Consider the following 23,399-nt stretch of genomic DNA (forward strand, 5'->3'; position numbering starts at 1 on the left):
GGCCCCGCGCGGTGCGGGGCCGGGCCGGAGGGTTCAGCGGTGCCGGGCCGTGGGCACCCCGCCGCTCACGGCGCGAGCCGGTAGGCGTCCGTGATGGTCTCCCGCATCGTGTTGCCGCTCTTGTCCCTCAGGTCCACCTGGAAGGACACGCCGCCGGCCGCCGCCGGGTGCTTCACCCGCACCGAGCGGGCCCCCTTCGCGTCGGTCGTCACGGTGAGCGGCTTCCAGGTCGCGCCCCCGTCGTACGAGACCTTGACGGTCAGCTCGGCGACCCGGCCGGGCTCGGCAGCCGCTCCGAGTGGCCGCTGCCGTCGTTGAACAGCTGGACCCGGGCGTCGATGTAGTCGCCGTACCGGTTCGCGCCCTGCTCCTCCCCGGCCGCCAGATCGGGGCCGACGACACCGGTGTTGAAGTGCAGCGTGTGGCGCGAGCCCGGCTTGTAGGCCACCGGACCCGTCGTGTAGATCATGCGCTCCTCGCGCAGGGCGTTGAGCTGCGAGGCGGTCCAGGCCCAGCGCACGCCGGCGGTGTTGACGTACTGGGCGGCGGCCAGCGGCAGGCTCCGTTCCGACTCGGGCTGCGCGCCCGCGGAGAAGCCCTCCCCGTCCAACGGCGTGGCGCCGACCACGCCCTTCGCCCCGGTGACGGACGCCCCGAAGCCCAGCTTCACTTCGGCGACCTCGGACCGCTTGACGGTGCGGTCGAGCCCGGTGAACCAGCTGCCCGTGCGGTGGAAGGCGAGCCGGTGGTCGACGTCCTCGCCCGCCGCGCCGGGCCTCTTCCAGAGGCCGTTGTACTGGGCCTTCAGGGTGGGCGCGGCAGGCCCGAGCGCGGCGGTCAGGAGCCGGGTGTGGCCGTCGGTGGCGAAGTAGCCGGCCACCCCCGCGGGCGGGTACTCGTACGCGGCGCTGGAGGCGACCAGCCGTGCGGCCCGGTCGGGGGCGGTGACGGCGAACGGCCTGGCCTTGCGGGAGTCGAGGTGGACCGTCGTGTCCGCGCCCACCTTCAGGACCGGCTGGACGAAGACGGCCATGCGGTTGCCCTCGCTGAAGACGAGGCTCTCCAGCAGGTACTCGCCCTTGGGCAGCCGGTGGACGACGGTGCCGCTCGGGTCGTAGGGGACCTCGCCGTGCCCCACCGGGCTCTCGCCGGCCGTGTCGACCGCGGTGACCGTCGTCGAGTAGGTCAGCGGGTTCGCCCCGTCGACGTCCAGGTGCCGCAGGGTGACGTCGTACGACTCCACCTCGCGGCCGACCGCGAGGCCGGTGCGCACCGACTGGCCGCCCCCGGTGGCCAGCACTGTGCCGCCGAACGCGCCGTCGACCGTGCCCTTGCTGGTGTCGGCGGTGACGGTGGTCGTCGCGCTGCCGCCGGCGGGGACGGTGAGTTCGGCGTCCTTGACGGTGAACATCCCGGCCGGGGCCGGATGGCCCGCCGGGTCGGTCGCGGCCGTGCTCAGCCGGAGCGTGACGGCCTCGGCGCCGTGGTTGCGGTAGGTGAGGGGCTTGGCGACCGGCTTGTCGTCGGCGTGCGGCCAGGAGTGCGTGCCGAAGGCGAGCGAGCCGGGCTCGGAGACGACGAAGGCCGTTGCGGCCCGTGCCAGGTCGGCGCGGCCCGTGCCCTGGGCGTGGGCGCCCAGCGCCGGGTCGGGCTCGGCCGATCCCGTAAGCAGTGCCTTGAGCTGGGCCCCGCTCCAGGTGGGGTGCTGCTGCAACAGCAGGGCGGCGGCGCCCGCGACGTGCGGGGTGGCCATCGAGGTGCCCGACATGGTCAGGTAGCCGTCGCCGCGGGGATACGCGCTCTGCGTGCTCTGCGCGGCGGTGATGTCGACGCCCGGGGCGGTGAGGTCCGGCTTGGACTCCCCGGCGGCGGTCGGGCCCCGGCTGGAGAAGTCCGCGATGCGGTCCTGCTTGTCGACCGCGCCGACGGTGAGCGCCGCGGGGGCGCTGCCGGGCGAGTTGATCGTGCGGGCGCCGTCGCCGTGGTTGCCCGCGGCCACCACGAACAGGGCCCGGCCGGAGAGCCGGGCGACCGCGTCCTCCATCGGGTCGAGGCCCGGGTCGTCGAGGCCGCCGATGCTCATGTTGACGATCTCCGCGCCCTGGTCCACGGCCCGCTGCATACCGCTGACGATGTCCGAGTACGAGCCGAAGCCGTCGTCGCCGAGGACCTTGCCGTCCAGGATCCGCACGCCGGGCGCGACTCCCTTGCGGCTGCCGCCCGACTGGGCGCCCGACCAGGCGACGGTGGAGGCCACGTGCGTGCCGTGCCCGTGGCGGTCCTGGGAGTCGGGAGACCCGCTGAAGTTCTTCTGGGCCGTCTCGACGCCCTTTAGATCGGGGTGGGTCTCGTCGACGCCCGTGTCCAGGACGGCCACCTTGACGCCCTGACCGGTGTAGCCCGCCTGCCACATGGCGGGCGCGCCTATCTGCGGCACGCTCGTGTCGAGGACGGCGCGGACCCTGCCGTCCAGCCACAGGCGGGCGATGGGCGTCTCGGGTGCGGCTCCCGGCGTGCGGGCGCCGCCGCGTCCGGCGATCGCCGCCCACAGGGCGGTGGCCTCCGCCTTGGGCACGTCGAACGCCTCGCCGTCGACGGCGGGCAGCGGTCGGCGCTCGCGGGCGACCCCGGCGAGCACGTCGCCGGTGGTGATACGGGCTCCTGCGGCGTCCCGCCGGTAGCCGACGATCAGGGGCAGCGTGCTGCCGTGCGCGTCGTCGTACCCGTCGCGGACCAGCTGGGCGACATCGAACAGGCGCCGGTCGAGGACGCCGTCGCCGACCATGCGCAGGGCGTCCTGCGGAATCACGTACGTGTGCTCGCCCTCGCGCCGCACCGAGAAGCCGGTCCCCGCACGGCCCTGGCCGCGGATCAGCCGGACGACGCCGCCGTCGGCGCCGACGACGACGCGGTCGCCGGTGATCAGCGTCACGGTCGCCGGCGGCTTCGCCGGGGCTGCCTGCCGTCCTGTGCGGTGGAGTTCGCGGCCAGCGCCGGCCCGCCGCCTGCCGACACCGTTCCGGTGACCAGCATCCCGGCCAACGCGGCGGCGAGTGCCGCCCTTCTCACTCGTGGAGTGGATCCCATCCGTGTTCCCCCGTCTTCGTGCGCGTGCCGAAGCGTTCCCCGGTACCACACACGGGGGGCGGGGTTCGGTTGCCGGCCGGCGCGGGAGAGTCGAGGGGGAACCGGGGAGCGGCCGGCGGGGCGCACGGCTCGGTGGTGTCCAGCCGGGCCCGCAGCGGGAGTTCGCCGGCGGTCGGGCCCGCCCGTACGGTGAAACGGCCCGGCTCCGTCACCCAGGCGCGGGCCGCCGGAGACCAGTGCTGGAGGGCGCGCGCGGGGATCCGTACGTACGCCGTTACCCGCTCGCCCGGTGCGGCCCGCACGGCCGACCAGCCCGCGAGCCAGCGCACCGGCCGGTCGACCGCCGAGTCGGGCCGGGAGAGGTGGACTTGGACCACCTGGCGGCCGGACCGGGAGCCGGTGTTGCGGAGCACGACGGGCATCTCGTAGCCCCCGTCCGCCTGCGGGCGCGGCGCGCCGACGGCCTCGTACCCCCACGAGGTGTAGCCGAGGCCGTGCCCGAACCAGTAGGCGGGGGCCGTGCCTTCGCGCAGCCAGGCGCGGTACCCGATGTGCAGCCCCTCCTCGTACGGGAGGACCCCGGCCGTGGGGCGCGTGGTGCGGACCGGGGCGTCGGTGAGGGTCGCGGCCCAGGTGGTGGGGAGCCGGCCGCCGGGCTCGGTGCGGCCGAGGAGCACGTCGGCGAGGGCGTGGCCCGCCTCCTGGCCGGGGAACCAGGTGAGGAGGACGGCGGCGGCCTCGGCGCGCCAAGGGAGTTCGACGGGGCCGCCCGCGTTCACGACGACGACGGTTCGGGGCTGTACCCGGATGACCTGGCGCACCAACTCGTCCTGTGGGGCGGGCAGTCGCAGCGCCAGGCGGTCGTGGCCCTCGGACTCCGCGCCGTCGGTGGTGCCGACGCAGACCACCGCCACGTCGGCCGCGCGGGCGGCGGCCACGGCGGCGGCCAGCGACTCGGCGCGGTCGGGGGCGGGGGCGGCGGCCGTCAGGACGGTGGCCCGGCCCGTGCCGGGGGCCAGCCGGCGGCGCGCGCGGACCTCGACGGGACGGCCGGCGGTGAGGTGGACGCGGGCGGTGTGCTGGGGCGGGCGGACGTGCACCACGGCCGGATCGTCCGTCTCCGGCGGGAACTCCCCCGCCAGCACCGGTGCTCCCGCCACCGTGAGGCCGAGCGTGCCGAAGCCGCCGAGCCCGAGGGTCCAGGTGCCGGTCGTGTCCGGGTGGAGTACGGCGGCCAGCTCCACGGTGTGGGCGCCCGGGGGCAGTTCGGGCTCCGGCACCCGGCCGGAGGGCTGGTGGACGGAGTGCAGCACGCCGCCTGCTGCGTCGAGCACGCGCAGCCGTACCCCGGGGGCACCGCTCTGCGGGTCCCGGGCGTGGCGTACCCCGAGCGGCGCGGGCCCGCCGGCGCCCTCCGGGGCCGGTCCGGGCTCGTACACGATCCGCACCTGCGGGGGCAGCGCGGCGCGCAGCCCGGCCAGCGGGGTGACCACGGCGTGCGGGAACACCTCGGAACTGCCGCCGCCCTGGACGCGGGGGTCGTCGGCGTGCGCCCCGATCACGGCGACACCGGCCAGGGCCCGGGGCTCCAGGGGCAGCCCACCCCTGTTCTCGAGCAGCACGAAACCCGCGGCGGCGGCCGCGCGCAACAGCCCCCGCACACCGGTCTCCTCCTCGTCCGCGCCCGGGCCGGGGGGCGGGTCGGCGGCGGGGGCCGGGCCGTCGAGGGCGGCGACCCGTTCGGCGAGCCTCAGTACACGGCGCACCTTGTCCCGGACCGCCGCGGCCGGGACCAGCCCGCGCTCCACCGCGTCCAGGAGCGCCTCTCCCCAGGGCCCGCCGGGGCCCGGCATCAGCAGATCCTGCGCCGCGACGGCGGAGGCGGCCGTCGACCGGCCCGCGCCCCAGTCGGACACGACCACCCCGTCGAAGCCCCACTCCTCCTTCAGGGGATCGGCGAGCAGCGGACTCTCCGTCATGGCCTGTCCGTTGACCTGGTTGTACGCCGACATCACCACCCAGACACCGGCGCGGACCGCCGCCTCGAAGGGAGCGAGGTACAGCTCGCGCAGCACCCGTTCCCCGACCCGGACGTCGACGGTGAGTCGTTCGGTCTCGGAGTCGTTGGCGACGTAGTGCTTCGCGGTGGCCGCCACGCCGCGGGACTGGATGCCGCGGATGAGGGCCGCGCCGGTGCGGGCCGCGAGCAGCGGGTCCTCGGAGAAGCACTCGAAGTGCCGTCCGGCGAGCGGGCTGCGGTGCAGGTTGAGGGTGGGTGCGAGGAGGACGTGCACCCCCGTGCGGCGGGCCTCGCCCCCGAGCAGCTCGCCGAGCCGTCGCACCCGGTCCTCGTCCCAGAGCGCGCCGAGAGCGCTGGCGGAGGGGAGCAGGGCGGAGGTCGTGGCCTCGTCCCATCCGGGCCCGCGGACGCCGGCGGGGCCGTCGGAGAACACCATCTCCCGCAGTCCGAGGGCCGGTTCGGCGTGGGTCCGCCAGGTGTCGGCGCCGGTGAGGAGCCGGATGGCTGCGCGCAGGTCGAGTGGGGGCTCGGGGCGGCGGTCCATGCCGGTGTGCCTTTCGCCGGATCATCTTGGGAGAGCGCTCTCCCGCGATGATCCCGGTGCCCCGGGCGCGGTGTCAACGCCGCTGCCAGGGACGGGCGTTACAGGCCGACCCGCCAGGCCGTGCGGGACCGACCGGCCAAGCCGTCAGGTCGCGCGGGACGATTTGGCCAAGCCGTCAGGCCGCACGGGAGCGACCGGCCAAGCCGCCAGGCCGGCAGGCGGGACGGGGCGGCAGGGCCGCGCCCGGCAGCGCAGGACGGTCGGGCCGAGTCTGGGACGCAAGCCGACGGGGGGCGGTCGGGCAGGCGGTCCGGGGCGGTCCGTGCGGCCTGGGCCTGGACGTGGGCCGCTGCGCGGGCAGTTCCCCACCCCGCCCCTTCCCGAAACTGGGGCTCCGCCCCAGACCCCATACGGCGCTCCGCGCCCGCGCCTCAAACGCCGGCGGGGCTGGATTCGGCCGGCGCCACCTGCCGGGCGGGGCCCGTGCCCGCGAAGCGCCGGCCGGGCTGGATTCCGCTCACGCCACCCGCCAGGCGGGCTGATACCGCAAGGCAATCCCAGCCCCGCCGGCGTTTGAGGCGCGGGGTCCGGGGCGGAGCCCCGGCAACGGTGCCGCACCGACCCAACCCCGCCCCTCAGCTACCACACCGCCCCGCCAGGGCACGACGCCCGCCCAGGCTGGGCACGGCCCCGCAGGGGCCAAGGTCCGGGCCGAGCGCACGGCCCGGCAAGGGCACGGGCCGGAGCCATGGCGTCGGCCCGGCAAGGCCCCCGGCCCCGGCCATGGCGTCGTGCAGGCCAACGCCCGTCACTCGTATTCCGTGCCGCCCTTGCGGGTCAGGTACGCCGGGCTGACCGCCTTGGCTATCGCGCGGCCGCCCACGACCGGGCTGTAGCGCTCCGTCGCAGGGCGGATGACGACCCCCTCGCGCAGGTGCAGGCTCCGCCCGGACACGGTCTCGCGTCCGCTGGCCACCTCCAGCACCTTGTCGAGCTCGTACGGGCCCTCGTACAGCCGCGGCACCAGCGGCAGTTCGCCCTCCCCCAGCACCTCCGCCGGATCCAACCACCGCACCTGCCCGTCGATCTCCGCGGACACGTCGAAGACCGCGTACCCCGGCGGCGCGTCCGCGGTGCGTACGTCCGTCCCGTACGCCAGGTCCTGGACGCCCGCCCCGTACACCTCCCCGAAGATCCCGACCCTTGACGCGCCGAGCCGCGCGGCCAGCGCGGCCGCGACCGCCGGTACCCCGTGGCCTCGTACGGCCCGCCAGTACACGTTGCGCTCGTCCTCCCGCAGCGCGAGCCCCTTCGCGCCGAAACCCTTCGAGGAGACCAGTACCCGCTCGCCGTCCGCGACGTACGTGAACAGACCGGCGGTGCCGTGCAGTTTCTCCGTGAGGACGACGGGCTCGCCCGGCTCGAAGATGTGCGGATAGCGCTGGAGGTTCTCGATGTCCACCCACGGCATCAGGTCCGGGGCCGACTCCACGTCGCCGCTCATCGTGGTCGGGACGGGCGGCGACCACTTGGTGATGCCGAGCAGCTCCGCGAAGTCCGTGCCCTCCTCGGCCGCCCGCACCAGGTCGACGTCGGCGAGCGCCCGCGGCCGGCAGACCAGACCCTGCGAGAGCTCCCCGCGCAGCCGGACCGCCTTGACCCGGTCGGCGGAGCTACCGGCGAGGCGCCCCGTCAGGCCCAGTTCCTCGATCAACCCGACGGGCAGAACCGCCTGCTCGGGGATGTAGAGGGCGAACTCGCCCGTGCGGTACGCGCCCTTGGCGACGACTGCGCGGTAGAGGCCCACCTGGGCCAGCTCCAACGCGTCGGCGTTCGGATGCTCGTGGACGGTGAGCTCTTCGGCGGTGACTCTCAAAGTCGACATGGAAGGTCCCCCTCGGACGTGCGGATGTCGTGCCGACCCCACTCTCGGCGCCGCCATTTTCGCTGGTCCAACGCTTTTCCGAGTGCTAGGGGCGAGGGGGGATGGGGGGTGGTTGGGGGGCGAGGGGATGTTCGGGCCGCCAGACGTATCCTCGCCCCCCAACGCACCTCGGCGCCCCGGAACCGCCATGCCACCTCGTCCGGTCACCGTCGTCACCGGCGGCGGCAGGGGCATCGGCGCCGCGACTTGTCCGCGGCTCGCGGCGGACGGGCACGACGTGACGGGCGGCCAGGCGGGCGGATCAGGCGAGCGCCGCCCGGGTGGCCGGGCCGTAGACGCCCTGCGGATCGCCCTTGATGTCCCGGTCGCGCTGGAGTTGGCTGACACCGCGCTTGGTCTGGCCGTCGTACACGCCCGTGATCGAGACGTACGTGAACCCCTGCCCGAAGAGCAGTTCCTGCAGGGCGCGCACCTCGGGCCCGCGGTCCCCCAGGCGCAAGGTCCCGGGCGCGCCGGACGGCTCAGCGGCCGGGGCGCTCTGCGAGGGCGTCACCTTCGGGCTCGGCGCGGCGGCCGGAGCGGACGCTCCCCCCGAGGCGGATGCCCTGGTCGTCGCCGATGGTTTGCCGGACGGTGCGGAGGCGCCGGCTTCGGCCCCGGCCTCACCGTCCGTGCCCGGACTGCGCGCCGGGAGCACGGGCACGGACAGCTCGGGCGCCCGCTCGGAGCGGGGCGGCGGCTGCGGATCGGAGCCGCCGGGCAGCAGGACGATCCCGGCGGCCACGGCCAGTACGAGCAGGCCGACGACGACGGCCGGCCCGCCGCCGCGCCGCCGGTTCACGCCCGACGGAGGGGGCTCCGCGGCGGGAGCGGGGGCCGGATCGGGGTCCGGGCCGGGAGCGGCGGCGCGGGACGGAGCCGGGCCCGGGAACGACAGAGGCCCGGTCTGCAGCCAGGCGGGCGACCCCGCCGACCGCAGCGGCCCGCCCGGGGAGCCGACGTACGGGCGCACGAGCGGATGGTGGACGTCGGGGATGCCCGCGCTCTCGTCGGAGTCGTGGGCACCGGGTCTCCCCGGCTGGGACATCGGCGGCCTCTCCGAAGTGCTGCTCGAGCGGGTGGTTCTCGACCGGCGCACTCTCGCCGTCCACGACGGCCCAGGTCAAGCCGGGTGTCCGGTCTGCCCTGCTCCATCCGTTCTGCCGGACCGCCGCCGGATCGAGGTGGCCCAGACGGTGCCCGCGGCCAGCAGCATCAGGGCGGCTCCGCCGAGCGGAGCGGCGGGGGCCGAGATGCCGTCGACGGCGAGGCCGCCGGCCAACGCGCCGGCGGCTATCGCCAGGTTGAACATCGCGACCATGAGCGAGGTGGCCGCCTCGGCCGAGGCGGGAGCCGAGACGAGCATCCAGCGTTGCAGGCTCACCGAGACGCCGCCGTACGCCAGCCCCCAGGCGAGCAGCAGCACGGTCCCGGCGACCGCTCCCGGGAGGACGGCGATCAGCGTGAGGATCACGGTGAGGCAGGCGCTGACCGTGAGCAGCGTGCGGTGCGCCCCGCGGGCCCCGGACAGGAAGTTGCCGACCACGCCGGCGACTCCGTACCCGAGCAGGAGGGTGCTCACATATGCCGCGTCGATGCCGGAGACGTCCTGGAGGACGGGCCGTACGAAGGTGTAGGCGGTGAACTGCCCCGTCACCACGAGGAAGGTGACGAGGACCCCGGCCCTGACCCCGCGGTTCGAGCGGAGCAGGGCGGGGAGTTGGCCGAAGGTGATGTGCCGGGTCGGCGGCAGCGGGGGCAACAGCAGGAGCAGTGCGGCCAGGGCGAGGAGGCCGAGGACGCCGACGGCGGCGAAGGCGGGCCGCCAGCCGCCGAGTTCTCCGAGCAGGGCCCGGGTCCGGCTCGGGGCCGGGTCCGGTGGGGTCGGGCTCGTCCTGCTTCGCGAGGCCGGTCCGCTGGACGCCGTCGTTCTGCTTCTCGTGCTCGTGCTGCTGATCGGGCTCGGAATTCGACGCTGGGGTGCCGGGCGCGGCGGCAGGGGTCATGGATCGGGACTCCGTACGGGCTGGTCGGCGGGCGGGCAGGACGCGGCAGCCCGGGGCGCCGGGGGTCGCGCCTCCCCCTTCGCCCGCACTGCCGTGCCCATTCTGGGTGCGCCCGGGCCATTCCGTACCGCCCCGGTCGTCCCCCCTGTGCGCCGGCCGTTCCTGCGCGCCGCCGCCTTTCGCCGGCGCCGCCGTCACCCGGACGCGTGATGCGGGGCCCCGGTCGGCCGGACGGTACGGCAAGGTGGTCGGATGCAGTTACGCCGGGCCGTGCCCCTCTCCCTCCTCGCGCTGCTCGCGAGCGCCGGCTGCGTCTCCGTCAGCCCGCAGGACTCGGCTCCGGTTCGGGCCGGTGGTTCCGTACCGCCCGCCAACGCGCCGGACGCGCCGCCTGCCGTGCCGGCGCCGCCGCTGGCCCTGCCGCTGGGTGAGCTGCCGGCAGCCGCGGCGGACGACCCGGGCGCGGATCCCTCGCAGGCGCCGCCCGCGGCCCGGGCCGGCCGGCCGCCCGTCCCCCGGCCCGCGAAGCCCGCGGCTCCTCCGCGGCGCCCCCGCGCGGCCAAGCCCGTGCTCCCCCACCCGGTGCGGCGGCCCGCCCCGCCCCTGGGCATGGACGCCGTGTGCGCGGCGGCCGAGGGCACCGTCCCGCCCTCCCTCGTGGACCTGTGCCTGCGCCAGTACGGCCGCTGACCAGACCGTGATGCGAGGCTTGACCGCTCAAGGAACGCGGCCTCACCCTCGACCAGGTGCGGACGATCCTCGACGGGGGGCGGCCCGCCGGCGCGCCGAGCTGTCGAGCTGTCGAGCTGTCGAGCTGTCGAGCTCCAGAAGCCGCTCGCCGCGACGCCGTAGGTCACCCGCCGACCGGGGCCCGGTGGCTCAGGGGCGGCGGCCGCACGCCTCGGCGCACCGGCGGACCGTGTCGCGGCGTGCGGCCCGCAGGCGGTGCACGGTGCTGTGGCCGCGGCGGCGCCATTCGCCGCGGGGCAGCGCGGCGCGCTGGCCGCCGCCCGCGATGAGGGCGTTGACCGGGGTCATCGGGTCGGCGGCCATCGCCTTGGCGAGCAGCACGCCGACGACGAGCGGGACCAGGGCGACGGCCAGGGCCGAACCGGCGGTGGTGACGTGCTGCATGCGCGGGCGGGCCGGCGCGCTGCTGGAGGCCTCGGAGATCATGACCCCATTCGACCAGCGGCGGCGCGGCGGGGAATCGGGGCGGATACTCAGGCCGTTGGGCACAAGGTACTCAGCCGGCCGGGACGCCGGCGCGGCCGGGGAGGGTGGTGGGTGATGACGGGAGCAGCCGGGCAGGGCTTCGAGCCCGCGACCGGTGACGGCCCGGCCGCGCCGGACGCCGGGCGGGCGGCGGAGCTGCGTACGGCCTACGAGGGGCTGGTGCAGATCCGCCGTCTGGTCAACGGCCCTGCGGGCGAGGCGGTTCCCGCACCGTGGGAGCTGCGGCGGCCGTCGCGTGCGGTGGCCCTGGTCCTGGAGGCGTCGGGGATCACGCCGTCGGCGGCGGACGCGGAGGGCCGGCCGACGAGGACGGGCTACCTCGTGGCCGCCGGGCCGGAGCCGGGGCGGGTCGAGGTGACCTGGACCGGCCCCAAGGGCGGGGGCGCGGCCGAGGAGGAACAGGAGCGGCTGACGGCCTGCGCGGCCGCTCTGGAGCGGATGGGCTGGGTCTGCCTCCTCTACCGGGGCCCCCGCCGACGCCGCTTCCTCGAGGTGGAACCCCCGCGCTGACCCCCGCCCGGGCCCCGCGTCGGCTTCCGCCCACTCCGGTGGCCCGTGCCGCCCCGTACCGCGACACTCGTCGGATGGGCATGCTCGACGTACTGGCGGCTGGACGGGACACGACCGGGTGTTCGGCATCTGCCTCGCCGTGAACGGCGTACCCCGCCGGGCCGCGGCGGGCAAGGTCCGCCGGGCCGCGGCGGGCAAGGTCCGCCGGCCCGTCGTCCGGCCGCTCGTGATCGCCGCCCGGCGGCTCGACCTGGTCCCCCCGCACCCCTCGCACGCCGACGAGATGGCCCGCGTGCCGGCCGATCCCGCCCTCCACTCCTTCACCGGCGGGGCACCGCTGCCGCCCCGCGCGCTGCGCGCCCGCTACGAGCGGCTCGCCGACGCGGCTTCCCGTCGGTCAGGACGGTGGATCGCGCGAGGGGCGCGGACCGGAACGGCCCGCGCCCCTCCCACTCCCGCCGGCGTCACCTCACGGCGCGCCGAAGGTCAGCGTCAGCTGCGGGGTGCCCTCGTTCGCCTGTGCCTCCGAGGACCACAGCCACAGGGCGTCCGTACCCGCGCTGCTCAGGGCCAGGGCGTAGCCGCCGCCGAGGGCCGCGGCGACGGTCGGGGTGTCCAGGCCCGCCGTGTGCACCGCCGAGCCGTCCGGGATGCCCGCGAAGCCGCCGAGGGGCGGACTGCCCAGGGCCGGGCGGTTGTTGTACGTCGTACCGCCCTCGGTCCACGACCCGGTGACCGGGACGACCGAGACGGTGTCCGCCGTGCCGGCGCCGTTCATGGTGCTCGTCTTCACGCTGAGGACGGCCGACTTCAGGACCGTGCCCGCGGGCGCGGCGGGCAGGTTGAAGCGCAGGTAGCTCGCGTAGAACGAGGTGCCCCGTACGGCGAGCGAGCTCGAGGTCCCGTAGTTGCCGTCGGGCGCGCCCGCGTTGGCGTAGGTATCCTCCGATGCGGTGACCCGTACCACCGAGTCGGCCGGGGCGGTGGCGAGGGCGTAGTGGTTCTGCACCTGCGCCGCGCTCAGGACGGTCGGGTAGACGGCGGTCTCGTCGAGCCGGCCCGCCCAGTACTCGCTCGTCGGGCGGTCCGGCCAGCCGCCGAGGCTGTCGCCGCCGGCGTGCCAGTAGCCCGAGAAGTTCTCGTGCGTGGTGACGCCCAGCGTGCCCTTCTGGACGCCGTCGACGTAGAGGGTCATGCCGCCGGGCCCCTGGGTGGCGACGGCGTGGTGCCACTGGTCGTCGTTGTAGGCGGCACTGGTGGCGACGGTGCGGGTGGCGCCGGTGTAGACGCCGAAGACGAGCCGGCCGTCGTTGGTCATGTAGAGGTGCTTGTCGTACTGGTTGCTGCCGCGCGCCTGGTTGTTCCCGAAGCCGAAGAGCTTGCCGCCGCGGGTGGTGTTCGTCTTGAACCAGGTCTCGATGGTGTAGGTGCTGCCCACGCTCTGTCGCTTGTCCCCGTACACCTGGGTGTCCGTGCCGTTGAAGCCGATCGCCGTGCTCGCGCCGGAGACCGCGCCGGGTGTCTGGCGCAGGGCGGGGGCGTTCAGGTGCACGCCGCTCTGGTTTCCGCCGTCCGAGGAGTCGGCGGCGAAGGGCAGGGCGGACTCGTCGTAGCGCCAGTACTGCTGGGCTCCGTCGGCGCGCACCTGGTTCGGGTAGGCGTCGACCGAGGTCGGGACGGTGACGCTCGCGGTGCCCGACAGGGCGCTGGTGTTCCCGGCCGCGTCGCTCGCGGTCATCCGGTAGGTGTAGGTCTGGCCCGGGGTCACCGTGGTGTCGGTCCAGGAGGCCTGCGGACGGCGGAAGAACAGGGAGTCGGCGGTGACCGTGGCGATCGGTGTGGCCGAGCCGTTGCGGTGGATCCGGTAGGTCAGCGTGCTGTCGTCCAGGTCGAGGCTGGTGCGCCAGCGCACCTGGGCCTCTCCCGGCTTGAAGCTGACGGCACTGGCGACGGGCACGCCGGGCGCGCCGGTGTCCCCGGTGGAGGCGAAGCGCGTCAGGCTCTGCTGCGCCGCGCCGTTGACGGTGGTGAACTCGCCGCCGACCCACAGGTACTGGACGCCGCCCTTGGAGCCGACCGCCATCACGCGGGGGCCGATGCCCTCTCCGATGCCGTCGTTTGTGTCGGGGGCCCAGCCCAGCTTGCCGGTTCCGGTGGTGGGCTGGGCGAGCAGGTGGTGGCGCTGGCCGTCGGGGAACTCGCCGACGCTGGAGCAGTCGTGGGCGTGCGAGGCGCTGTAGAGCACGGTTTGGTACGGGAGTACGGCTTGGGTGGCGCCGAGGCAGGTGTCGCGCCAGCGCTGGCCGAAGCCGGCGAGGTCGAGTGCGATGCGGCCGTCGAAGACCCCGCCGCCCGTACCCTCGTTGGCGGTGTAGAAGCCGGTCGCGTCGGTGGCGATGTCCTTGACGACCGAGTTGGTCTCGATGAAGCCGGGATAGGACTTGGTGAGCGCGCCGGTCGTGGCGTGCACGACGGCCAGCGCGTGGGTGGCGGTCCCGTTGACGGTGAAGAAGTCCCCGCCGAGTACCACGCCGGTGCCGTCGGGGGTGACCTCGACGGCGCGGCCGGGTTCGTCGGCGTGGGCGGTGAAGGGGCGCAGGGACCCGTCGGCCGCGTCGACCGCGGCGAAGCGTTCGCGCCGCTGGCCGGCGACGGTCAGGAAGTCGCCGCCCGCGTAGACGGTGTCGCGGGTGGCGGCGAGGGCCCGTACGGTGGCCGCGAAGGCGGGCCGGAAGCCGGTCTTCACGGTGCAGGTGGCCACGTCGATGGCGGCGAGGCTGGAGACGGGGGTGCCGTTGACGGCGCCGAAGTAGCCGCCCGCGTACAGGGTCTGCTTGTCGGGCGAGAGGGTGAGCGCGCGGACGGTGGCGGTGCCGGAGCCGACGGTGAAGGAGAGCGCGCAGGAGGCCGGGGCGCCGGTGGCGGCGTCGAGGGCCGCGAAGTTCACGGCCGGCTGTTCGCTGCCGGCGCCGCCGGCGGGCGGGCGTACGGCGGAGAAGGTGCCGCCGACGAAGACCTTGCCGCCCGCCTCGGCGAGGGCCCAGACCACGCCGTTGGGCTGCCAGGTCGGCAGGGCGTCGGCCGTGAACGCCACGGGCGGGGTGACGGCCGCCGCCCTCGGGACGAGGCCGAGGCCCAGCCCGGCGCAGGTTCCGGCCAGGGACAGGGCGAGAGCGGCCGCGATTCGTCTGGATCTGCGCATGAACCCCCCAGTTCGGTGTGGTGCGCGGCCGTGTCGTACCGGCCGCGCGGCATGGCCGGAAACCGCCGAGCGGCGGTCCGCGGTCATGCGTACGGGCGCACCCTAGGGCGGATCGGCCTTCGGTTCATCCCACTTGGCACATCGGATGCCGAATCGCACCGTGCCCGTACGGCCGGCGGGCCGGCCGGGGCGGTCAGGCCGCCGGGAGGGGCGGCAGAGGAGGGCGGCCGGGGCGGGGCGGTGGCGGCGCGCGTGGTGAAGGCGATGCCCGCCGCGTATGCGGTGGCCAGGCCCTGGCCCTTGTGGTGCCCGTGGTCGGCGCGCGGCGGGACGTGCGTCTCGCAGCGGACCACGGTGTGCCCGCCCGTCGCGGCGCGCAGGTCGGAGCCGGCGCACAGGCCGCGGCCGCCGGTGTGGCCCAGCCCGGCGAGGCGGGCGCCGTCCGGGACCGGGGCGGTGGTGCGGAGCACCTCGTTGGAGAAGGGCAGCCGGTTAAATTACCGGCCGGTCGCGGCCCGGGGGAAGTCACCGGGGCGAAACGGCCCCGCGCGGGGCCGCCTCCCTCTACGGTGCCCTGAGGGGATGGGCACGGCACCGGAGCGTGGAGGGGTGGGGCGGATGGACGAGGAAGAGGACATGCGGCTGGCGAGGCTGACCCCGGAGATCTCGCGCCGCACGCTCGCGATGCTGCGCGGCCTCGCCGGGCTGGAGCCGCCCGAGCAGGTGCCCGAGGACGCCATGGTCGTCACGGACGAGATCCTGGCCGAGTACGGCACCGACGGGCTCCGGGTACTGGCGATGACGCTGGCGGCCTGGGCGACGGCGCAGATCGAGAACGTCGCCGAGCTGAGCGGGCGCAGCCACGAGGCGGTGCTGGACACCATGGAAGTGGCCTGCCTGGAGGCGAACGCCGAGGACTAGCGCGCGTCCGGACCCGCCGGGAACCCGGGCGGCAGACGGCCGCGGCCGGCCGGTCCGCGGAACCCGCCGGAAGAAGCGCCGTCCGATCCGGTCTGGATCGGGCGTGCGTCGGCGACACTGGGTGTAGCAGTGCGCCGTGGGGGGTCGTGATCGGAGGCCGTCGTGAGCACACCTTCCCCCGTCCGGATGGCTGCCGTGCTGTCCACCGAGCATCGCGGCCTGCTGATGTCCCAGGCCCGCGAGGTCAATTTTCCCGAGGGTGCGCGGATCTTCGACGAGGGCACCCGGGCGGAGTCTTTCTGGATCGTGCGCTCCGGCACGGTGACCCTGCAGATCCCGGTGGCCGGCCGGCGCCCGCCCGCGCCGGTGGAGAACCTCGGTCCCGGTGAGCTGGTGGGCTGGTCCTGGCTGTTCCCTCCGTACGCGTGGCAGCTGAGCGCCGAGGCCATGACGCCGGTGCGCGCGTACGAGTTCGACGGCGCGAGGGTGCGGATGCTCATGGACGCCGATCCCGCCTTCGGGTCCGCGATCGGCCACTGGGTCGGGCGGGTCCTGGCTCTGCGGCTGCACCAGACCCGCACCCGGCTCCTCGACCTGTACGCGCCGCGCGCCTCGGCGAGCTGACGGGCCCACCCCCGGGACGGGCGCGCGGGGACACCGCCGCCCGGACGGCCGCGCGCCGCGGAGAGCACCGCCAGGGCCGCGCAGTCACCCCGCCGTCGCGCCGAGGCCTCCCCGGGCCCCCATGGCCGCCCGGTGCCGTTTCGGAGGGGTTTCGGGGATGTCTCCGGTCGGTGTTCGGCCGATTCGGCGGCCCGCTCCGGTACAGGTGAGCCGATGCCGCACCGCTGCGGACTGCGCTCATCCGTACACGATCGGTGACGAAAAACTGCGGTGCGAACGGGCGTTCACGGCCCGGGTGGGCAAGACTCTGTCCGCTATCCGAAACAGCAACCCAAAAGGGAGTGTTCGCAATGCGGTCCATCACCAGGGGTCTCGGGCTCGGTTCCGCCGCCATGGCGCTCACCGCGCTCACCGCGCTGGCCTGGCCAGGGTCGGCCGGAGCCGCCCCCTCCGGCACGGAAAGCCTGTATGCCCCGTCCGCGCTCGTCCTCGGGTTGACCGCCGGGGACGACACCGCGACCGGCACCGTGCTGCGCGCGGTGACGCTGGTGTGCGCACCGACACCGGGAGGGACGCACCCCGACCCGGCCGCCGCCTGTGCCGAGTTACGGTCGAACGCCCCGGCACTCGACGCCCTCGCGGCGCCCGAGCCCGGCACCGCGTGCACCAAGGAGTGGAACCCCATGACGGTGACGGCCGACGGGGTGTGGCAGGGCAGCCGGCTGAACTACGCCTACACCTTCGGCAACCCGTGCGGCATGCGCAACACCAGCGGCGCGCTGTTCGACTTCTGACGGCCACGCGGTCCGGGCACCGGCCGGGCGGTCCGTCGACAGCCGCCGGGCCGGGCAACCCCCGCCCCGGTCAGCCCAGTTCGAGGCTGGTGACCCCGTAGAGGCCGGCCAGTTCGAGTGCGGGCGCCGGGCCGGTGTACATCCGGGCGGTCTCGAAGACCGGGACCAGCCCGAGGCTCGCGAGCAGCGGGGCGGCCCGCGGGTTGGCGTCCGGGACGTCCACGGACACCAACCCGCCGGGCGCGTGCTCCGCGAGCCCGCACAGCAGGGCGGCCGCCACCTCGGGGGTCGCCGCGTAGAGCGGGCCGACCCGGGCGGCTCCGCTGGACGGCCGGACCACGCCGACGCCCTCGATCCGGCCGTCGCGGACGGCGGCCAGTGCCGTCCGGCCGGGCAGCCCGGTCCACGCGGAGAGGAAGGCGTCGCGGGCCTCGGGGAAGAACCGACGGTCGTAGGCGGCGAGTTGGCCGAAGGGCAGCGAGGCCGCGTCCACCAGCTCCACGCCCCCGGCGCCCGGCGCCCCGCCCCGCGGAGCGCCTTCGTGGCGGACGTTGTTCCAGGCGTGGCGGAAGCCGGACCTGCGGTAGTTCTCCTGCTGCTCGACCACCCCGTCCAGGCCGACGAGCCGCCCCTCGAGCCGCTTCATCGCCGCGTCCCACAGCCGGATGCCGTAGCCCTGGCCGCGGAAGGCGGGACGGGCGATGTAGAAGCCGATGAAGCCGAAGCCGGCGCCGTACCGGACCGCGGAGACACAGGCCGCCGGTTCGCCGTCGAGCCGGCCGACGAGGAAGCCCTCCGGATCGGCGACCGCGAAGGCGAACCGGTCCGAGTCCCCCGGGTTCCAGCCCTCTTCGTCGGCCCAGCCCCGGATCATCTCCATGTCTGCGGCGCTCGCGCCGGTGATCTGGAATCCAGTCATGCCGATGTTGTAGCAGTCCGGGAAGACCGGGAGGGACCGGTCCGCCGAACGGGTGTCAGCCCGCGCAGATCACGTCGTCGACGCGGATGGGCTGGGAGTCCAGGCGTACGTAGGCGGTGAAGGTGTCGGTGAGTCCCGCCTCCCAGTGGGTGGTGACGGTGGCCCAGCCGATCTCGGCCGACTGGGCCACGGTCACCGGCCCCACGACGATCTGCCGCGGCACGCTCTGCGCGCAGAGCAGGACGTCGGCGTCCGGGCTCTCCTTCTGCCTGTCCTTGAGCACCTGCGAGACCCGTGTCTCGCGGTCGTACGGGGTCGGGCCGTGTTCGCCGTAGAAGCCGACGAGGAAGCGGCCGATCACATCGGCGGAGTGCCGCTCCGGCACCGGGGATGCCACCACCGGCGCCGCGAGGGCGGTAACGGACGACAGGGTCGCCGGCGCCAGCAGGGTCAGCAGCAGGGCGCCAAGGCTGTACGGCTTGAGCTTCATGCCGGGTTTGTACCCGCCCATCGCGGCCGAGGGCCAAGGCGCGGCCCGGATCTCACCCCTGCGGAGGGCCTGATTCACCGCAGACGGCCGAACGGGTGGCACGGCAAAACGGCTCGCGGCCGCCCGGGGCCGGTACGTAGGGTCGGATCATGGGGAAACCGCTCGTCGCAGTGTTCAGTGGGGCCGGGATGTCCACCGATTCCGGGATTCCGGACTACCGGGGGCCGCAGGGGCTGTGGAGGCGCGAGCCCGACGCCGAGAAGCTCGTGACGTACGAGTACTACATGGCCGACCCCGAGATCCGGCGCCGGTCCTGGCTGATGCGCGCCGAGCTCGGCGCGCCAGGGCCCCGGCCCAACGCCGCGCACCTCGCCGTGGCGGAGCTGGAGCGCGGCGGGACCCCGGTGCGGGTCATCACGCAGAACGTGGACGGGCTGCACCAGCTCGCCGGGATGCCCGCCCGCAAGGTGTTCGAGCTGCACGGCACGGCTCGGTCGGTGGTGTGCACGGCCTGCCGCGCCCGGACCCCGATGGACGAGGCGCTGGCCCGGGTCGCCGCCGGGGAGCCGGACCCCGCCTGCCTGGCGTGCGGCGGCATCCTCAAGGCGGCGACGGTGATGTTCGGCGAGCGGCTCGACCCCGGGGTGCTGGGCCAGGCGATGGCCGTGGCCAAAGGCTGCGAGGTCTTCATCGCCGTCGGGTCCACCCTCCAGGTGCAGCCCGCGGCCTCGCTGGCCGGCATGGCGGCGGAAGCCGGGGCCCGGCTGATCATCGTGAACGCCGAGGAGACCCCGTACGACTCACTCGCCGACGAGATCGTCCGCGAACCGATCGGCAGCGCCCTGCCCCGGCTCCTGGCCCGGATCGCCGGCTAGCCGGAGAACCCGTCGGCCGCCCGCCGCATCTCCGCCACGTCCAGCTTCTTCATCTTCAGCATGGCGGCCGTGGCCCGGGCGGCCCGCTCCGGGTCGTGGTCGCCGATCAGGTCGATGGCGCCCGGCGGGATGACCTGCCAGGACAGCCCGAACCTGTCCTTGACCCAGCCGCAGTCGGACTCCTCGCCACCGTCCTTGGTCAGCTCGGCGTGGTAGTAGTCCGCCTCCGCCTCGTCGGCGCAGTGGATCTGGAAGGAGATCGCCTCCGAGAAGGTGAACTGCGGGCCGCCGTTGAGGCCGATGAACTTCTGCCCGTTGATCTCGAACTCGACCACCATCACCGACCCGGGCTCCCCGGGGCCCGCGTCCGTGTACCGGCCGATCCGGCCGATCGTGCCGTCCTTGAACACGGACAGGTAGTAGTCGGCGGCCTCCTCCGCCCTGCCGTCGAACCAGAGGCACGTGGTGAATCCGCTGCTGCTCATGGCTGTCTCCTGTGAGTGCGTGCTGCGTGCGTACGTCCTCACATACAGACCGGCCCCGGGCCCGTAATTCATCGGTGGGCCCGGGGCGGTGCGTGATCGGGCGGGTGATTCGCCCGTACGGCCTACTTCGCGGGCTCGGCGCCCTTCGCGAGCATGCGGTCGACGACGCGCTCGGTGGCGTGGCCGTCGTCCAGGTCGCAGAACTCCTCGCGGAACGCCGCCCGCGCCGGCGCGTACTCCTCGCCGAGGGCGTCCGCGTTCTTCACGGCCTCGATCAGGCTCGCCGAGTCCGCCAGCAGCGGGCCGGGGGCCTTCGCCTCCAGGTCGAAGTTGAAGCCGCGCAGGGTGCTCTTGTAGTGCGCCAGGTCGTACGTGAAGAGCAGGATCGGCCGGTCGGTGTGCGAGAAGTCGAAGAGCGCGGAGGAGTAGTCCGAGATCAGCACGTCGGCGACCAGCAGCAGGTCGGTGGCGTCGGGCCAGCGGGACACGTCGATGACGAACCCGTCGCGGACGCCCTCGCGGACCTGCTCCCCCACGTGGTGGTGGCCGCGGACCAGCAGGACGTGGTCCTCGCCGAGCTCGCGGCGGGCCTGCTCCAGGTCGATCCGCAGGTCGAGCTTGTAGCCGCCGGACCAGCCCTCGCAGTTCTCCCGCCAGGTGGGCATGTACAGGACGACCTTCTTGCCCTCGGGCAGGCCGAGACGCCGCCGAACCTCGGCGACGCGGTCGGCGTCGGGCCGGACCAGTGCGTCCGTACGCGGGCTGCCGGCCTCGATGACCTCGCCGTCGTAGCCGAGGGCGCGCTTGAGGAGGGGCGTCGCGTACGAGCCGGGGGAGGCGAGCAGGGTCCACTGGGCGCTGTCGTGCGCCAGGCCCTCCAGGATCTCCGGGCTCGTGTAGTAGTCGTGCACGAAGTCGTGGCCGATCTGCTTGATCGGCGTGCCGTGCCAGGTCTGCACGACGACCTGCCCGGCGCGGCGCTCGAAGTGCGGCGGCACGTTGTCGTTGGTCACGTAGTAGCGGGCGCGGGCCAGCAGCTCCCAGGACTCCACACTGCCGTACTGCACGGCGCGGGCGGTCGCCGGGACCTCGGCGCGGCCGTCGCGGACCAGCCAGATGTGCTCCAGCTTCTCGCCGCGGCGCACCAGCTCCTCGTGGATGGCGCGGGGCGAGTCGCCGGCGCCGTTGCCCTGGAAGGCGTCGTAGACGACGACGTCCTTGACGGGCAGGGCGCGCTGCGCCGGGTAGGTCTCGAAGCGGGCGACGCGCTGGGCGTACCGGGAGCGGTCGTGCGGGCTGAGCAGCGGGTCGGCGACCAGCACCATGCGGTCGTGGAAGCGGGTCTCGACCCGCATCCGGCGGCCCTGCACGGTGAGGGGGTGCGGTCCGGCGAAGAGCAGGCCGGGGCTCATCTGCACGGGGGCGCCGCGGTCGACGCCCAGCAGGCCCGCGGTCGTGCCGCCCTGGGCGGCCGGGCGCAGGGTGGGCCACCAGCGGCCCTCGGGCAGCGTGGTGCGGCCCGCGTACGCCTCGGGGAGCACGGGTTCGAAGGTGGTCCGGAACGTGTCGCCGTCGCGGGTGACGGGGTAGCTGAACTCCATGCCGTGCGCGTTGTGCAGGACGAACTCGTACGGCTCGTCCACGGGCGCGACGAACCGGCCGCGCAGGCTCACGGTGCCGTCCTTGGCCTCGACGGCGTCGATGAGCGGCGGCGAGGGCTGCACGGAGAGGGTCAGGTGTCCGGTGGTGCCGCGCTTGGCGAAGAGCGCGCGGTCCGCGGTCCCGCCGGGCAGGGGCAGGACGAGTCCGGCGAAGCCGCCGCGCTCGTCGTGCGCCAGGCGGTGCTCGGTGCCGTCGGCGCCGATCACGGAGAGGCTCCAGGGCTCCGGGGTCCACTCGCCGGGCTCGCACGGGGCGTCCGGTACGGCGGCCAGGCCGGCCAGCGGCACGCGGGCGGTGAAGGGGGTGCGGCCGGACACCGGCGCACCGGTCTCCAGCGGGAAGGAGAGGGCGGTCTCGGTGGAGACGTGGACGGCGCGCAGGGTGGCGCCGGCGCCGACCGCGGCCGCGAGCTCGCCGATGATCTCGACGGCGTCGTCTCCGGCGGGCCGCACGTCCAGGGCGCGGGCGCGGACGATCTCGACCTGGATGGTGAGAGAGCTGGTGACCGTCGGGAGGACGCGGACGTCGGGGGCCACCCAGTGCGCGGGCGGGTTGTGGCCGGTGTCGTGCTCACCGCCCCTGAGGCGGGCGCGGTGCAGGCCGCCGGCTCCGGTGACGGCGACGGAGGTGGTCCATATCCCCTCGTGCCACTTGCCGCCCGACTGGAAGATCGAGGGGTCGACGACGGCGGTGAAGCCGGCCCAGTCGGCGTGCCGCAGCGCGAGGTGCGGGGCCTTCACGGTGGCCATCGGGGAGGCGACCGTGCGGGCGCTGACCACGGAGCGGCGCCGCTTGCCCCCCTCGCGGAAGATCAGCATCTTGCGGGAGCCGAGGCGGCTCTCCGCACCGAGGTGGCCGGGCAGGGCGTAGCCGCGCAGGAGCAGCTTGCCGTCGGCCCAGGCCGCCTGCTCCAGGCGGCTGACGACGCGGCGCTCGCGCGGGCCGAGCGTGAGGATCTTGGCGGGGACCGGCGGACGGCCCTGGAGGAACGGGTAGTCCGCCTGCGGGCGGGCGATGCCCTTGACCGGCACGCTGTAGTGGTAGTCGCGCTGGTGGTTCTGGAGGGCGATGAAGTCCTCGACGCGGCCTTCGCTGGCCAGGAAGGCCTTCAGGCGGTCGGCGACGGTCAGGTCGGACCAGGGGGCGGTGCCGATCTCGCGGACGAGGCCGCCGACCTCCTTGACGAACGCGGCGCGGAAGTCCGGGCCGCCTTCACCGACGTACTTGTATATGAGCGGGAGCTCCTCGCTCAGCACGTTGTAGTCGTAGTCGCGGAGGTAGCGGACGTACTTGGCGCCCTGCTTGGCCTTGAGGGACTCGCGGACCAGGCGGACGGACTTCACGCGGTCGATGAGCGAGACCGGGTCGGTGGAGCGCTGGGTGATGGAGCGCTCGCCGGTCTCGCGGACGCGCCAGTGGTAGACGCAGTCGCTGAGGATGTCGACGCTGGAGGCGAAGTAGTGCGCGGGGATGCTGACCGGGGCGTCCTCGTAGAGGATGCCCTCCGGGTACTGGAAGCCGTGCTCGTCCCAGAAGGTGCGCCGGTAGACCTTGTTCCACGCGGTGCGGTCGGTGACCAGCGCCGGGAACTTGGAGATGTGGGTCTTCAGCTGGGTCTTCGCGAAAGCCGCCCGGTGGCCCCAGGACTGCTGCATGCCGACGGAGCGGAAGCGCTTGACGTTGCCGCCGGCGAAGTCCGACCCCGTCTCGTCGAGGGCCTCGATCATCCGCTGGTAGGCGTAGTCCGGCATGGTGTCGTCGCTGTCGACGAAGGCCAGGTACTCGCTGTCCGGGTGGATGTGGCGGGCGCCCGCGTTGCGGGCGGCGCCGAGGCCGGCGTTCTCCTGCATGACGACCCGGAAGCGCTTGTCCCGTGCCGCGAAGGCCTTGGCGATGACGGCGCTGGTGTCCGTGGACCCGTCGTCGACGAGGACGGCCTCGAAGTCCTCGAAGGTCTGAGCGGCGATGGATTCCAGGCACTCGTCGAGGTAGAGCTCGACGTTGTAGACGGGGACGACGATGCTCAGGCGCGGGGGCATGGGTGGCAGGTTCTCCAGCATTTTGTGCTCTGTTGATGATCAGCTACTCACAGCATCTTAC

General features: G+C 74.6%; 19 protein-coding genes. 6 read left to right on the forward strand and 13 right to left on the reverse strand.

Annotated elements, in window-relative coordinates:
• Window positions 1-65 precede the first annotated feature (65 nt).
• From BGK67_RS38720 to BGK67_RS05560, 6 genes are all read right to left on the reverse strand, one after another.
• The gene (locus BGK67_RS38720) at window positions 66-212 is read right to left on the reverse strand and encodes a hypothetical protein (protein WP_167739547.1); all 147 of its coding nucleotides are present in this window, start codon (window positions 210-212) and stop codon (window positions 66-68) included.
• 47 nt (window positions 213-259) lie between these two features.
• The gene (locus tag BGK67_RS05540; protein ID WP_069918841.1) at window positions 260-2,932 is read right to left on the reverse strand and encodes a S8 family peptidase; all 2,673 of its coding nucleotides are present in this window, start codon (window positions 2,930-2,932) and stop codon (window positions 260-262) included.
• Window positions 2,933-3,065: 133 nt separating this feature from the next.
• Window positions 3,066-5,651 carry a glycoside hydrolase family 3 C-terminal domain-containing protein gene (locus BGK67_RS05545; RefSeq protein WP_069918842.1) on the reverse strand — a complete coding sequence of 862 codons (2,586 nt, stop codon included), beginning with the start codon at window positions 5,649-5,651 and terminating at the stop codon, window positions 3,066-3,068.
• Window positions 5,652-6,459: 808 nt separating this feature from the next.
• The gene (locus BGK67_RS05550; RefSeq protein ID WP_069918843.1) at window positions 6,460-7,536 is read right to left on the reverse strand and encodes an RNA ligase (ATP); all 1,077 of its coding nucleotides are present in this window, start codon (window positions 7,534-7,536) and stop codon (window positions 6,460-6,462) included.
• A 301-nt stretch (window positions 7,537-7,837) separates the two neighbouring features.
• On the reverse strand, window positions 7,838-8,623 hold the full coding sequence (locus BGK67_RS05555) for a peptidoglycan-binding domain-containing protein (protein WP_069918844.1): 786 nt from the start codon (window positions 8,621-8,623) through the stop codon (window positions 7,838-7,840).
• A 75-nt stretch (window positions 8,624-8,698) separates the two neighbouring features.
• Entirely contained in the window at window positions 8,699-9,574 is an 876-nt protein-coding gene (locus BGK67_RS05560) for an MFS transporter (RefSeq protein ID WP_079154037.1), read from the reverse strand.
• A 259-nt stretch (window positions 9,575-9,833) separates the two neighbouring features.
• On the opposite strand from BGK67_RS05560, the gene BGK67_RS05565 reads away from it, so the two are divergent.
• Window positions 9,834-10,271, forward strand: coding sequence for a hypothetical protein (locus BGK67_RS05565; protein ID WP_069918845.1), 438 nt, complete (start codon window positions 9,834-9,836; stop codon window positions 10,269-10,271).
• Between the two features lie 189 nt (window positions 10,272-10,460).
• Here the strand turns inward: BGK67_RS05565 and BGK67_RS05570 are convergent, their stop codons facing one another.
• Window positions 10,461-10,757 (reverse strand): hypothetical protein, encoded by a 297-nt coding sequence (locus tag BGK67_RS05570; RefSeq protein ID WP_069918846.1) that lies wholly within the window; start codon window positions 10,755-10,757, stop codon window positions 10,461-10,463.
• Window positions 10,758-10,871: 114 nt separating this feature from the next.
• On the opposite strand from BGK67_RS05570, the gene BGK67_RS05575 reads away from it, so the two are divergent.
• Window positions 10,872-11,327: a hypothetical protein gene (locus tag BGK67_RS05575; RefSeq protein WP_069918847.1), complete on the forward strand. Its 456-nt coding sequence runs from the start codon at window positions 10,872-10,874 to the stop codon at window positions 11,325-11,327.
• Window positions 11,328-11,796: 469 nt separating this feature from the next.
• Here the strand turns inward: BGK67_RS05575 and BGK67_RS05580 are convergent, their stop codons facing one another.
• Together BGK67_RS05580 and BGK67_RS39420 are read right to left on the reverse strand one after the other, a co-directional pair.
• Window positions 11,797-14,529: a DNRLRE domain-containing protein gene (locus BGK67_RS05580; protein WP_069918848.1), complete on the reverse strand. Its 2,733-nt coding sequence runs from the start codon at window positions 14,527-14,529 to the stop codon at window positions 11,797-11,799.
• Window positions 14,530-14,612: 83 nt separating this feature from the next.
• Entirely contained in the window at window positions 14,613-14,999 is a 387-nt protein-coding gene (locus tag BGK67_RS39420; RefSeq protein ID WP_069918849.1) for a hypothetical protein, read from the reverse strand.
• Between the two features lie 148 nt (window positions 15,000-15,147).
• Between BGK67_RS39420 and BGK67_RS05590 the strand changes: the two genes are divergently transcribed.
• From BGK67_RS05590 to BGK67_RS05600, 3 genes are all read left to right on the forward strand, one after another.
• Complete coding sequence (locus tag BGK67_RS05590) at window positions 15,148-15,450, forward strand: hypothetical protein (protein ID WP_069918850.1); 303 nt, start codon at window positions 15,148-15,150, stop codon at window positions 15,448-15,450.
• Between the two features lie 162 nt (window positions 15,451-15,612).
• Window positions 15,613-16,074 carry a Crp/Fnr family transcriptional regulator gene (locus tag BGK67_RS05595; protein ID WP_244291155.1) on the forward strand — a complete coding sequence of 154 codons (462 nt, stop codon included), beginning with the start codon at window positions 15,613-15,615 and terminating at the stop codon, window positions 16,072-16,074.
• Between the two features lie 350 nt (window positions 16,075-16,424).
• Entirely contained in the window at window positions 16,425-16,868 is a 444-nt protein-coding gene (locus BGK67_RS05600) for an SSI family serine proteinase inhibitor (protein ID WP_069918852.1), read from the forward strand.
• Window positions 16,869-16,938: 70 nt separating this feature from the next.
• Here BGK67_RS05600 and BGK67_RS05605 read toward each other — a convergent pair whose 3' ends face one another.
• Window positions 16,939-17,787, reverse strand: coding sequence for a GNAT family N-acetyltransferase (locus tag BGK67_RS05605; RefSeq protein WP_069918853.1), 849 nt, complete (start codon window positions 17,785-17,787; stop codon window positions 16,939-16,941).
• A gap of 55 nt (window positions 17,788-17,842) precedes the next feature.
• Window positions 17,843-18,277: a hypothetical protein gene (locus BGK67_RS05610; RefSeq protein ID WP_069923654.1), complete on the reverse strand. Its 435-nt coding sequence runs from the start codon at window positions 18,275-18,277 to the stop codon at window positions 17,843-17,845.
• A gap of 149 nt (window positions 18,278-18,426) precedes the next feature.
• Between BGK67_RS05610 and BGK67_RS05615 the strand changes: the two genes are divergently transcribed.
• Window positions 18,427-19,152: an SIR2 family NAD-dependent protein deacylase gene (locus BGK67_RS05615; protein ID WP_069918854.1), complete on the forward strand. Its 726-nt coding sequence runs from the start codon at window positions 18,427-18,429 to the stop codon at window positions 19,150-19,152.
• Here the strand turns inward: BGK67_RS05615 and BGK67_RS05620 are convergent.
• Window positions 19,149-19,637 (reverse strand): VOC family protein, encoded by a 489-nt coding sequence (locus BGK67_RS05620; protein ID WP_069918855.1) that lies wholly within the window; start codon window positions 19,635-19,637, stop codon window positions 19,149-19,151. The two genes, BGK67_RS05615 and BGK67_RS05620, sit on opposite strands and share 4 nt — an antisense overlap.
• 122 nt (window positions 19,638-19,759) lie before the next feature.
• A complete protein-coding gene (locus BGK67_RS05625) occupies window positions 19,760-23,338 on the reverse strand; it encodes a bifunctional glycosyltransferase/CDP-glycerol:glycerophosphate glycerophosphotransferase (protein ID WP_069923655.1) in 3,579 nt (1,192 codons plus the stop codon).
• Window positions 23,339-23,399 lie beyond the last annotated feature (61 nt).

The organism is Streptomyces subrutilus (genome assembly GCF_001746425.1).
Lineage (GTDB): Bacteria > Actinomycetota > Actinomycetes > Streptomycetales > Streptomycetaceae > Streptomyces > Streptomyces subrutilus_A.

Bases quoted from the DNA above. Each gene is read 5' to 3' on its own strand.
- BGK67_RS05600 (WP_069918852.1), top strand. From the start codon at position 16,425: ATGCGGTCCATCACCAGGGGTCTCGGGCTCGGTTCCGCCGCCATGGCG.
- BGK67_RS05575 (WP_069918847.1), top strand. From the start codon at position 10,872: ATGACGGGAGCAGCCGGGCAGGGCTTCGAGCCCGCGACCGGTGACGGC.
- BGK67_RS05615 (WP_069918854.1), top strand. From the start codon at position 18,427: ATGGGGAAACCGCTCGTCGCAGTGTTCAGTGGGGCCGGGATGTCCACC.
- BGK67_RS05610 (WP_069923654.1), bottom strand. From the start codon at position 18,277: ATGAAGCTCAAGCCGTACAGCCTTGGCGCCCTGCTGCTGACCCTGCTG.
- BGK67_RS05550 (WP_069918843.1), bottom strand. From the start codon at position 7,536: ATGTCGACTTTGAGAGTCACCGCCGAAGAGCTCACCGTCCACGAGCAT.
- BGK67_RS05545 (WP_069918842.1), bottom strand. From the start codon at position 5,651: ATGGACCGCCGCCCCGAGCCCCCACTCGACCTGCGCGCAGCCATCCGG.
- BGK67_RS05570 (WP_069918846.1), bottom strand. From the start codon at position 10,757: ATGATCTCCGAGGCCTCCAGCAGCGCGCCGGCCCGCCCGCGCATGCAG.
- BGK67_RS05555 (WP_069918844.1), bottom strand. From the start codon at position 8,623: ATGTCCCAGCCGGGGAGACCCGGTGCCCACGACTCCGACGAGAGCGCG.
- BGK67_RS05620 (WP_069918855.1), bottom strand. From the start codon at position 19,637: ATGAGCAGCAGCGGATTCACCACGTGCCTCTGGTTCGACGGCAGGGCG.
- BGK67_RS05580 (WP_069918848.1), bottom strand. From the start codon at position 14,529: ATGCGCAGATCCAGACGAATCGCGGCCGCTCTCGCCCTGTCCCTGGCC.
- BGK67_RS05590 (WP_069918850.1), top strand. From the start codon at position 15,148: ATGGACGAGGAAGAGGACATGCGGCTGGCGAGGCTGACCCCGGAGATC.
- BGK67_RS05605 (WP_069918853.1), bottom strand. From the start codon at position 17,787: ATGACTGGATTCCAGATCACCGGCGCGAGCGCCGCAGACATGGAGATG.
- BGK67_RS05565 (WP_069918845.1), top strand. From the start codon at position 9,834: ATGCAGTTACGCCGGGCCGTGCCCCTCTCCCTCCTCGCGCTGCTCGCG.
- BGK67_RS05625 (WP_069923655.1), bottom strand. From the start codon at position 23,338: ATGCCCCCGCGCCTGAGCATCGTCGTCCCCGTCTACAACGTCGAGCTC.